The sequence below is a fragment of the Amycolatopsis sp. NPDC089917 genome, from assembly GCF_040684635.1.
GTDB lineage: Bacteria > Actinomycetota > Actinomycetes > Mycobacteriales > Pseudonocardiaceae > Amycolatopsis.
On record NZ_JBFBGL010000121.1, the window covers coordinates 1 to 10,540 of the forward strand.

Below are 10,540 nucleotides of genomic sequence, written 5' to 3' on the forward strand. Positions count from 1 at the left end.
CCATCGCCTACGTGGCCCTGGCCCTGCTCGGCTAGTCCGCGTTCCGTGAAGGCCTCCTTGAGGGACTCTGGGTCCCTCAAGGAGGCCTTCACGGAACGTCCAGGGCTTGAGCGGCGGTCAGGAGGGCGAGCGTCTCGATGTCGGTGGCCGAGCAGCCGCGGGAAAGGTCGTTGAGCGGGGCCGCGAGTCCCTGGAGGATCGGGCCGAGCGCGACGGCGCCCCCGAGTCGTTCGGCGATCTTGTAGCCGATGTTGCCGGCGTCGAGATTCGGGAACACGAGGACGTTCGCGCGGCCGGCGACCGCCGAACCCGGAGCCTTCGCAGCCGCGATGGACGCCACCAGCGCCGCGTCGAACTGCAGCTCGCCGTCCACCGGAAGGCCGGGTTTCCTTTGACGCACCAGTGAAGTCGCCTCGCGGACGACCTCGACGCGCTGATGGTCGGCGCTCCCCTGCGTGCTGAACGACAGCATCGCGACGACGGGGTCCTCCCCGGTCAGGCCGCGATGGGTCGCCGCGGCGGCGAGGGCGATGTCGGCCAGCTGTTCGGCGCCCGGTTCGGGAACGACCGCGCAGTCCGAGAAGGTCAGCCGCCGCCCGTCCGGGAGCAGCAACAGGAAACAACTGCTCAAAGTGGACACTCCCGGCGCCAGGCCGACGACCCGCAGCCCCGCGCGCAGGACGTCCGCGGTCGGCCGGGTCGCCCCGGCGACACAGGCGTCCACCCGGCCGGCCCGCAGGGCGGCCGCCGCGACCGACACCGGATCGCGCCGGGCCTCGGCGAGTTTCTCCGGGCGACTCGCGAATCCCGCCGCCAGCGCGGCCGCTGTCCGCTCGTCGGCCAGGGCGTCCGCGAGGTCCACGATCACGTCGTGCGGCACTCCGGCGGAACGGAGCCGCGCCCCGTCGCCGAACAGTGACGGCACCACGACCCCCTCGGCCCGGAGCGCGAGGGCGGCGCGGACGGCGCGATCGTCGTCGCCGTCCGGCAACGCGACGCGGAGGTCACGCCCGCGCAACGCCTTCCGCCATCTGTCGAGCGTCGCGTCCGGCGCGGCCTCGGTGGTCAGGCTCATCGAAGTACCTCCACAGGCGAAGTGGGGGCCGCCGGAAGACGGCGACCCCCACCGGGTGAAAGGGCTGGTTCAGGGCTGGACGGCCTTCTCGACGTCGTTGAGCATCGCGTCGACGCCGTGGAGCAGTTCGGTGAGCACCGCGTGATCGGCGACCAGCGGCGGGGAGATCATCAGCATCGTCGCGCCGCGGTCGTCGCCGCGGAGGATGACGCCCGTGCGGCGGAACGCCTCCGGGAGCACCTCGCGAAGCACCTTCAGCGATTCCTCGTCGGTCAGCTCACGACCGCTGTCGCTGTCGGCCATCAGCTCGATGGCGTAGAAGAACCCGGTGCCGCGGACGTCCTTGACGCAGCGGTGCGCGGACTTGAGCGAGTTCAGCGCGGCGAACAGTTCCGGGCCCTCGGTGAGCACGTTGTCGAGCACCTTCTCGTCCCGCATCGCGGTGAGGTTCGCGACGGCGACCGCGGTGGCGACCGGATGCCCGCCCCAGGTGGCGCCGTGGGTGAAGACGCCGCCCTTCGGGGAGTCGTACAGCTCGGTGACCAGTTTCTCGCGCACGATCACCCCGCCGAGCGGCGCGTAGCCCGACGTCGATCCCTTGGCGAAGGTGACCAGGTCCGGCACCACCCCGGTGACGCCGTGCCCGAACCAGTGCCCCAGCCTGCCGAACGAACAGATGACCTCGTCCGACACCAGCAGGATGCCGTACTTGTCGCACAGCGCGCGCAACGCGGGCCAGTACCCCTTCGGCGGGACCAGCGCGCCGCGGCCGTTCTGCACCGGCTCCGCGAACAGCGCCGCGATGGTCTCCGGGCCTTCCTCGAGGATGACCCGCTCGATCGCGGTGACACAGTCCAATTCGGCCGCCGGACCGCAGTCTCCCAGCAGTCCCAACGTGTTCGGCACGTGCCGGACACCGGGCATGAGCGGGCCGAACGGTTCCTTGATCTTCGCCAGCCCGGTCACCGACAGGGCGCCGATGGTCGTGCCGTGGTAGGCCATGTCGCGGCTGATGATCTTCGTCCGCTCGGGCTGCCCCTGGCTGCGGTGGTACTGCCGGGCGAACTTCAGCGCGGTTTCGACCGCCTCCGAACCGGAGTTGACGAAGAACGTCGTCCCGAGGTCGCCCGGCGCGAGCCCGGCCAGCAGCGTGGCCGCTTCGATCGCGGGGGTGTGCGCCGAACCCCAGTTGCTCGCGTAGGCCAGGGTGCCGACCTGGTCCGCGGCGGCCTTGGCGATGTCGGCGCGCCCGTGGCCCATGTTGACGCAGAAGAGCCCGGCGAGACCGTCGAGGTGGCGGCGGCCCTCGGTGTCGATCAGATAGCTTCCCTCGCCGCGTACGAACACCGGGAAATCCGAGGCCCAGGTGTCCTTGCGGGTGAAGTGCGGGCCGAGATGCCGTCGAGCCTGCGCTCGCAGCTGGGTGACGTCCACCGGAGACCTCCTTCGAGACACGAGTCTGTGCCTCGACTTTCGCAATCCGCCCGGCCCCGGCCCAGCGCCAGAGCGACGGCGTTCGATGGGTCCAGTTGGTCGTGAGTGGCGATCTCGCGTGATCAGACGGCGAACTCACGTGATCGGAGGGCGAACACCGAGATCGCCCTTCAATCACGCGAGTTCGCCTTCCCATCACGCGAGTTCCGCGTCTGATCACGCGTGAAGGCCCCCTTCCCTCGACTGAGTGGAGGGAAAGGGGCCTTCACGCGCGAAGCGGCCTAGACGTAGTCCTTGTACTTCTCCAGGAAGCGCACGGGCTTGGACAGCGCGTCGCGGCGGAACGGGTCGCCCAGCTCGCGGGTGCACATGATCTCGATGACGGTGGTCTTGCCCTCGGTCATCTGCGCCTCGACGGCACGCTGCAGCGCGGGGCCGACCTCGTCGAGCTTCTCCACGACGACGCCTTCCGCGCCCATCGCCTTCGCGATCCCCGCGAAGCTCTCGCTCTCCAGTTCGCCGGCGACGAACCGGCGGTTGTAGAAGTCGACCTGGTTCTTCTTCTCCGCGCCCCACTGCCGGTTGTGGAACACCACGGCGGTGACCGGGATGTCGTGGCGGACCGCGGTCATGACCTCGCCCATGCTCATCCCCCACGCGCCGTCGCCCGCGTAGGAGATCGCGGGCCGGTCGGGCGCCGCGGCCTTGGCGCCGATGATGGTCGGCAGCGCGTACCCGCAGTTGCCGAAGCTCATCGGGGCGAAGAAGCTGCGCGGCTCCTCGAAACGCAGATAGCTGTTCGCGACCGAGTTGATGTTGCCGATGTCGGTCGACACCATCACCCGCGGCGGCATGGCCTTCTCCAGTTCCCGCAGTACTTCCCGCGGGTGCAGCCAGTTGCCCTCCTCGCCCTCCTGCTCGGCGATCATGTCGAGGCTGAACGCGTCGGTCTCGTGGGTCCAGGCGTCGAGTTCGGCCTCCCACTCGTCCTTCTCCGCCTTGATCTTCGCCGCGCGGGCGTCCTTGGTGGAGTCGCACGCGAGCGTCCGGTCCGACAAGCGTTTGGTCAGCGCGACCGCCGCGTCCTTGGCGTCGCCGCAGATGCCGACGGTGATCTTCTTGACCAGTCCGAGCATCTTGTGGTCCGCGTCGATCTGGATGATCTTCGCGTCCTTGGGCCAGTAGTCCATGCCGTGCTGCGGCAGCGTGCCGAACGGGCCGAGCCGCGAGCCGAGCGCGATCACGACGTCCGCCTGCGAGATCAGCTTCATCGCGGCCTTGGAACCCTGGTAGCCCAGCGGCCCGCACCACTGCGGGTGGCTCGCCGGGAACGAGTCGTTGTGCAGGTAGCTGTTGACCACCGGCGCGCCGAGGCGTTCGGCGAGCGCCTTGCACTCCTCGACGCCGTCGGCCATCACGACGCCGCCACCGGAGATGATCACCGGGAATCGCGCCGTGGCCAGCAGCGCGGCGGCCTCGTCGAGGCTCCGCTCCCCGCCGGGACCGCGGTCGAGCCGGACCGGCTCCGGGATCTCGGCCTCGATCTCGCCGTAGAAGTGGTCACGCGGGATGTTGAGCTGCGTCGGGCCGAGTTCCGAGTGGGCCCGGTCGAAGCAGCGGCCGGTGTACTCGGCCATCCGCTTCGGGTTGTTGACGTGCCCCTGGTACTTGGTGAACTCCTGGAACATCGGCAGCTGGTCGGCCTCCTGGAAGCCGCCGAGGCCGGTGCCCATCGTGCCCGCCTCGGGCGTCACGATGACGACCGGGCTGTGCGCCCAGTAGGCGGCCGCGATCGCGGTCACGCAGTTGCTGATGCCCGGGCCGTTCTGGCCGATGACGACGCCGTGCCTGCCGCTCACCCGGGCGTAGCCGTCGGCCATGTGCCCGGCGCCCTGTTCGTGCACGACCGGTACGAGCCGGATGCCCGCCGGCGCGAAGATGTCCATCGCGTCCATGAACGCCGACCCCATGATGCCGAAGATGTCGGTGACGCCGTTGGCCACGAGCGTCTCGACGAAGGCCTCGGACGGGGTCATCTTCTTCCGGCCGCTGACGACCGTGCGGCCGTCACCCGTCTTCCGTTCCGTCATGTTCCGCTCCTTCGACAGGTGAGATTTACAAAAAACGATACGTGGCGTTCCTGAAATCAGGATGCGGTCGACGATAGGACGACAACCGCCCAGGGTCAACGTCGGATTCTGGAAAACGAGACACCATGTGCTACTTTTCGGGACATGGAGCTGCTTCGCCACCCCGATCCGATCAACGGGGACACGCCGACCATCCGGCTGTTCTCCCTGCTCGAACTGATCGCCGCCAAGGACCAGCTGGTTTCCCTGCAGGGCCTCGTCGAGGAGACCGGCCTGCCGAAACCGACGCTGCACCGGATGCTCCAGCAGCTCGAAGGCGCCGGTCTGCTCGTCCGCCAGGCCGACGGCCGCCACTACGGCACCGGTCACCGGCTGCGGCAGCTCGCGGAGAACCTGCTCCTCAACGCGACCCACCACGGCGCGCGGCACGCCGTCCTGCGCCATCTCGTCGACGAACTCGGCGAGAGCTGCAACGTGACCACCTTGTCGGGCAACGAGATCGTGTACCTCGACCGGGTGGAGACCCCGGAGCCGCTGAGGTTCTACCTCCGGCCCGGCTCACGTGTGCCGATCCACTGTTCGGCCAGCGGCAAGATGATCCTCGCCCAGATGAAACCCGCGCAGCGGCGGAAACTGCTCGCGCACGCGCCGCTCAAGCAGTACACGAACAAGACCCTCACCGACCTCGACGCGCTCGAGGCCGAGTTCACCCGCGTCCGCCGCGACGGGTTCGCGCTCGACGACGAGGAGTTCCTGCCCGGCCTGGTCTGCGTCGCGGTCCTGGTCCCGGGCCGCGCCAACCTCTGCGTCGCCGTGCAGGCGCCCGTCATGCGGCTGACGCCGGACAAGGCGCTGCAGACGCTCCCCGCCTTGCAACGCGCGGCCGAGGCGATCAGCCGCGTCGACGCCGAGGGCGGGTCCGAACCGGAAAGTGTTCCTTCGTAAGGAGTTTTCATGGTCCCCGAGCTGCGGCTCCCGGTGCGCGACGTCTTCGGCATCGATTCGGATCTGGTCGTCGGCGCGTTCCGCGAACGCGACGAGCACGTCCCCGAGATCGACGAGGCGTACCGCTTCAACCCGGAGGTGACGCTGGCCCTGCTCGCCGGGTTCACCCGCGACCGCCGCGTGCTGGTGCAGGGTCTGCACGGCACCGGGAAGTCGACCCACATCGAGCAGGTCGCCGCGCGGCTCAACTGGCCGTGCGTGCGCGTCAACCTGGACGGCCACCTCAATCGCCTCGACCTCGTCGGCCGCGACACCGTCGTGCTGCGCGAGGGCAAGCAGGTCACCGAGTTCCAGGAGGGCATCCTCCCGTGGGCGCTGCAACGGCCGGTCGCGCTGGTCCTCGACGAATACGACGCCGGCCGCCCGGACGTCATGTTCGTGCTCCAGCGGATCCTCGAACGAGACGGCAAATTCACCCTCACCGACCAGAACCGGGTCCTGCGGCCGCATCCGTCGTTCCGGCTGTTCGCCACCGCCAACACGGTCGGGCTCGGCAACCTCAACGGGCTCTACCACGGCGCGCAGCGGCTGAACCACGCGCAGATCGACCGCTGGAACATCGTGGCGTCGCTGAACTACCTGCCCGCCGCCGAGGAGATCGCGATCGTGCGGGCCAGGGTGCCCGGCGTTCCCGAGCGGGTGGCGGCGTCTCTCGTCGCGGTGGCCGCCTTGACCCGCAACGGTTTCCAGGCCGGCGATCTGTCCACTTTGATGTCCCCGCGCACGGTGATCACCTGGGCGGAGAACATCGAGATCTTCGGCGATCCCGCGACGGCGTTCCAGCTGTCCTTCGTGAACAAATGCGACGAAGCCGAGCGGGCCGTCGTGGCGGAGTACTTCCAACGGTGCTTCGACGACGAACTCCACCTGCTCTCGGCATGACCGCCGGACAGACGGAAACCCGGCGCCGCGATCAGGTCGAGGAACTGTGCGCGGCCGCGGTCCGGGCGCTCAGCGGCGATCCGGCGCTCCATTTCCGGGCCCGGCGGCTGCATCGGGGACGCGAACCCTTGCCCCTGCACGCACCGCATCTGCGCCAGTCCGCCGACGACGATCTGCCGTCCTCACGCGGGATCGCGGACGGGATGGCGTTGCGCCTGACCGTGTCGGACGCCGCCCTGCACCGGGGTCTGTGCCCCGACGATCCGGCCGAACGCGGGATTTTCGAGCTGCTGGAACAGTTCCGCGTCGAATCGCTCCCGCCGCCGGAACTGCCGGGGATGCGGCGGAACCTGCGGCTCCGGCATCTGCGCTGGTCGCTGGAGTTCCACCGGTCCGGGCTGACCGAGACCACCCGCGGGCTGACGCTGTACACGGTCGCGCAGATCTGCCGGTCGCGGATCACCGGCGAACCCGTGGTCGAGGAGACCGAGGACCTCATCGAAGCGACCAGGTTCGCGCTGGCGCCGTCGCTCGGCCACGATCTCGCCGGGCTGCGGCGGCACCGCACCGACCAGGAGGCGTTCGCCGGACACGCGCTGGGGATCGCCCGGAAGGTCGGCGCCCTGCTCGCCGGGGCCGAGCGAGACGCCGAGGACGACGGCGATCCCACCGACCCGCGATTCAGTCTCCTGATCGACTTCGACGCGAGCCACGGCGAGCAGATCCCTTCCGCGACCGCCGGAACCAGCCGGACCTTGGCCGGATCCGGTGCGGCGTACCGGGCCTACACCACCGCGTACGACCGTGAACAACGCGCGTCGGACCTGGTACGCCCCGAATTGCTGGCCGGACTCCGCGAACGGCTCGACCACCGTGTCGGCAGGCAAGGCGTCGGACCGGGGCGGCTGGCGCGGGATCTGAAAGCGGTGCTCGCCGAACCCGCGCGCGACGGCTGGGACGGCGGGCAGGAGGAGGGCCATCTCGACGGCCGCACCCTCGCGCAGCTGATCAGCTCCCCCACCGAACGACGTATCTTCCGCACCGAGCGCATCCAGCCGGTGGCGGACACGCTGGTGACGTTCCTGATCGACTGCTCGGGTTCGATGGCGGCGCACGCGGAACCCGTCGCCGCCCTGGTCGACCTCTTCGCGCGCTCGATCGAACTCGCCGGTGCGAGCTGCGAGGTGCTCGGCTTCACGACCGGCGGCTGGAACGGGGCGAGGCCCGCGCGGGACTGGAGGCGAGCAGGACGGCCGCGGCATCCCGGCAGGCTCAACGAACGGCTCCACCTGGTGTTCAAGGACGCCGACACGCCGTGGCGCCGGGCGCGCCCGGATCTCGCGGCCCTGCTGAAGGCCGATCTGTTCCGGGAAGGCATCGACGGCGAGGCCGTGGCGTGGGCCTGCGACCGGATGCGCGCGCGAGCGGAAACGCGCCGGATCCTGCTCGTCCTCTCCGACGGCAGCCCGATGGACAGCGCGACGACCCTGGCGAACGATCCGCACTACCTGGACGAACATCTCCGGGAAACCGTGCTGCGGCAGGAAAACACCGTCGAGATCCGCGGAGTCGGCGTCGGGCTCGACCTCAGCCCGTTCTACCGCCGCTCCCGAGTGCTCGACACCTCGGTCACGTCGGGGTACGCCCCGTTCCGGGACGTCCTCGGGTTACTGACCCGGGGGTGAGTCCTGCTGCTGCTCGCCCTGCTGCTGCTGTTCGCCGCCCGAGTCGCCGAGGAAGTCCTTCGCCTTGTCGGCGGCCGTGTCGATCTTGTCGGAGTGTTCACCGAAGCGGGATTTGGCGAAATCGGCGGCCTTGTCGACGTGCTCCCCGCTCACCTTGTCCTTCATGCCTTCGAAGTCGATACCCATGAGAACTCCTCATCCATCGAAATATCCGGAATGAGTACGAATTCCGGGACGCCGATCCACGGCGTCTACCTCCATCAAAGGCCATTCGCGCTACGAGGCAACTCGAACGCGACGGGTGGGTGAGTCCCCAAGCCGGGACAACAGTGTGATATTCCACGTCCTGAAAAGGAAAAACCCCAGAAGACGCGGCACGGGTGGTAGCTCACTCGGGTGGAATCAGCGCCACGGTTGGCGCTATTAGCTCTTTCGTGTTCGTATCCCTGCGTCAGCCAAAGCGGAGACGGTCAAAGGGAGTTCGAACTTCATGCGCAGGACAATTGCCCGGACGGTGACGGGTGTGGTGATCGTGGCCGGCCTGGTCGCCGCGTGCGGCTCCGAAGGTGAAAACGGTGCGGCTGGAACGAATGGCGCGAATGGAAGCGCTTCGAGCGCACCGGCCGCGTCGTCAGCCGGAACCGGAGCCGACGCGTCGTCGGGAGCGGGCACCGGGGACGCGGGTGGGGCCGGCGGCGAAGCGGCCCAGAAGGTGACCGCGGCGATCCAGCAGGCGCTCCAGCAGTCACCGATCGCCTTCACCACGGAAAGCGCCGAACTGTCCGAGAAGAGCAAGACGGCGCTCGGCGAGATCGCGAAGGCCATGCAGGGCAACGACGTCAAGATCGCCGTCGCCACCCACGCGGGTTACCCCGACGCGGAAAAGTCCAAGGCGCTTTCCGAAAGGCGCGCGGAAGCGATCGCCGCCGCCCTCGAAGGAGCGGGTGTGGCCAAGGATCGCGTCAAGAGCGAACCGACCGGCAACGAGAAGGCGCAGGGCGACAAGGCGTTGGACACGCAGATCACCGTCGCGCAGTGACCCTCGACAGAAGCGCGGGTGAGCGGAACGATCCGCCCGCCCGCGCCTGCCATTACCTGATCGGCCCCAGCGGCTTTCCCAATTTCGGCGACGAGCTGATCGCCGCGACGTGGTTGCGTTATCTGGCGCGGACCGACCCCGAGGCCGACGTCTGGCTCGACACCCACTCGCCGGGGCCCGCGCAACTGCTGTTGAACGATCTGCATCCGCGCCTGCGGTGCACGGACACGCTGTGGCGGCTGTGCGGCGAGGCGCCGTCGGACGATCCGTGGGAGGTGGCGCGCTGGGTGCAGTCGGCCGTGGACGATCCCGGCCTCGCGCCGCGGTGGGACGCGGGCATCGGCCTGCTCGGCCGCGCCGACGTGCTGCACCTGATCGGCGGCGGCTACCTCAACGCGCTGTGGCCTCGGCACATCGGGCTGATCGCGGGCGCCGCGGCCGCCGCGCGGCGATCCGGGGCCCGCACGGCCATGACCGGACAGGGACTGACGCCGTTCCCTTCGGGCGCCACCGACCTCCTCCGGTCGCTCGCCGACCGTTTCGACGTCGTCGACGTCCGCGACGATCCGTCGGCCGACCTGCTGCCCGATGTCGTCCGGACGTGCGACGACGTGTTCCTGGCGCCGTACGAGCAGCCGCCCGCCGCGCAGGCGCGCGAGTTCGTGCTGTGCGTCCAGTCCGACATCGGTACCTTCGAGCCGTCCGCGCTGGCCGCCCGGGTGCTGGGGTTGTTGCGGTCGTGGGAGGTCCATCCCGAACAACTCGCGGTCGTCGAAGGGATCCCCCGGATCGATCGCGCCGTCCCGGCGTTGCTGGAACACGAACTCGCCGGGGCCGAGTTCCACCCGTTCCGTGACGTCTGGCGTCATGGCCTGCCGCTGGCGCCCGGGCAGACCTGGATCTCCAGCCGCTATCACCCGCACCTGGTCGCCGCGGCCGCCGGCGCGGCCGGTCTCGCGTTCGACGTGTCGCCCGGGTACTACACGACCAAGCACCGCAGCCTGATCGACCTGGGCTCGGGGTGGACGTCGTTCGACGCCGAGGCGGGCGGGACCCCGGACCGGCCGACCGGCACCGGGTTCCCGCCCCACGTCCTCAGGCGATGCCGTGAGCTGAAGCTTTCGATCGCGAAGGCGGTGTACGGGAGCCGGGAAGCCGAGGAAGTCGCGGCACCCGCCCCGGCGCGACGTCTCGCTTTGCGCTCGTGGCGGGCTCGGTCGAGCTAGCCGGATCCTGCGTCGGTACAGGTGGTCGTGAGTGAACGGGCCCGGTCGACAGCGCCGCCACCATCCGCGCGCCCGCCCTGCTGGTGAAAGACGTCACCACGCTG

9 protein-coding genes are annotated in these 10,540 nt (G+C 69.5%); 5 read left to right on the top strand and 4 right to left on the bottom strand.

Annotated features, from left to right (window positions below; translation table 11 throughout):
* Positions 1 to 88: 88 nt before the first annotated feature.
* From AB0N89_RS40350 to xsc, 3 genes are all read right to left on the bottom strand, one after another.
* Positions 89 to 1,075, bottom strand: a complete 987-nt coding sequence (locus AB0N89_RS40350; RefSeq protein WP_364216807.1) for a phosphotransacetylase — start codon at positions 1,073 to 1,075, stop codon at positions 89 to 91.
* A gap of 69 nt (positions 1,076 to 1,144) precedes the next feature.
* The gene (locus tag AB0N89_RS40355) at positions 1,145 to 2,509 is read right to left on the bottom strand and encodes an aspartate aminotransferase family protein (RefSeq protein WP_364216810.1); all 1,365 of its coding nucleotides are present in this window, start codon (positions 2,507 to 2,509) and stop codon (positions 1,145 to 1,147) included.
* Between the two features lie 281 nt (positions 2,510 to 2,790).
* Complete coding sequence (gene xsc / locus AB0N89_RS40360; RefSeq protein WP_364216813.1) at positions 2,791 to 4,599, bottom strand: sulfoacetaldehyde acetyltransferase; 1,809 nt, start codon at positions 4,597 to 4,599, stop codon at positions 2,791 to 2,793.
* A 144-nt stretch (positions 4,600 to 4,743) separates the two neighbouring features.
* Between xsc and AB0N89_RS40365 the strand changes: the two genes are divergently transcribed.
* Genes AB0N89_RS40365 through AB0N89_RS40375 form a run of 3 tightly spaced genes read left to right on the top strand, consistent with a single transcriptional unit; the run spans position 4,744 to position 8,171 of the window.
* Positions 4,744 to 5,544, top strand: coding sequence for an IclR family transcriptional regulator (locus AB0N89_RS40365; protein ID WP_364216816.1), 801 nt, complete (start codon positions 4,744 to 4,746; stop codon positions 5,542 to 5,544).
* A gap of 9 nt (positions 5,545 to 5,553) precedes the next feature.
* The gene (locus AB0N89_RS40370) at positions 5,554 to 6,486 is read left to right on the top strand and encodes an AAA family ATPase (protein ID WP_364216819.1); all 933 of its coding nucleotides are present in this window, start codon (positions 5,554 to 5,556) and stop codon (positions 6,484 to 6,486) included.
* Complete coding sequence (locus tag AB0N89_RS40375; RefSeq protein WP_364216823.1) at positions 6,483 to 8,171, top strand: cobalt chelatase; 1,689 nt, start codon at positions 6,483 to 6,485, stop codon at positions 8,169 to 8,171. The genes AB0N89_RS40370 and AB0N89_RS40375 overlap by 4 nt, the downstream gene beginning before the upstream one ends.
* On the opposite strand, the gene AB0N89_RS40380 is transcribed toward AB0N89_RS40375, so the two are convergent.
* Complete coding sequence (locus AB0N89_RS40380; RefSeq protein ID WP_364216826.1) at positions 8,154 to 8,357, bottom strand: antitoxin; 204 nt, start codon at positions 8,355 to 8,357, stop codon at positions 8,154 to 8,156. The genes AB0N89_RS40375 and AB0N89_RS40380 overlap by 18 nt on opposite strands.
* A gap of 304 nt (positions 8,358 to 8,661) precedes the next feature.
* On the opposite strand from AB0N89_RS40380, the gene AB0N89_RS40385 reads away from it, so the two are divergent.
* Positions 8,662 to 9,210, top strand: coding sequence for an OmpA family protein (locus AB0N89_RS40385; protein WP_364216829.1), 549 nt, complete (start codon positions 8,662 to 8,664; stop codon positions 9,208 to 9,210).
* On the top strand, positions 9,207 to 10,436 hold the full coding sequence (locus tag AB0N89_RS40390; protein WP_364216832.1) for a polysaccharide pyruvyl transferase family protein: 1,230 nt from the start codon (positions 9,207 to 9,209) through the stop codon (positions 10,434 to 10,436). Before AB0N89_RS40385 ends, AB0N89_RS40390 begins: the two co-directional genes overlap by 4 nt.
* Positions 10,437 to 10,540 lie beyond the last annotated feature (104 nt).

Coding starts and splice junctions, on each gene's coding strand:
- AB0N89_RS40365 (WP_364216816.1), top strand. CDS start 4,744: ATGGAGCTGCTTCGCCACCCCGATCCGATCAACGGGGACACGCCGACC.
- AB0N89_RS40385 (WP_364216829.1), top strand. CDS start 8,662: ATGCGCAGGACAATTGCCCGGACGGTGACGGGTGTGGTGATCGTGGCC.
- AB0N89_RS40350 (WP_364216807.1), bottom strand. CDS start 1,075: ATGAGCCTGACCACCGAGGCCGCGCCGGACGCGACGCTCGACAGATGG.
- AB0N89_RS40380 (WP_364216826.1), bottom strand. CDS start 8,357: ATGGGTATCGACTTCGAAGGCATGAAGGACAAGGTGAGCGGGGAGCAC.
- AB0N89_RS40375 (WP_364216823.1), top strand. CDS start 6,483: ATGACCGCCGGACAGACGGAAACCCGGCGCCGCGATCAGGTCGAGGAA.
- xsc (WP_364216813.1), bottom strand. CDS start 4,599: ATGACGGAACGGAAGACGGGTGACGGCCGCACGGTCGTCAGCGGCCGG.
- AB0N89_RS40370 (WP_364216819.1), top strand. CDS start 5,554: ATGGTCCCCGAGCTGCGGCTCCCGGTGCGCGACGTCTTCGGCATCGAT.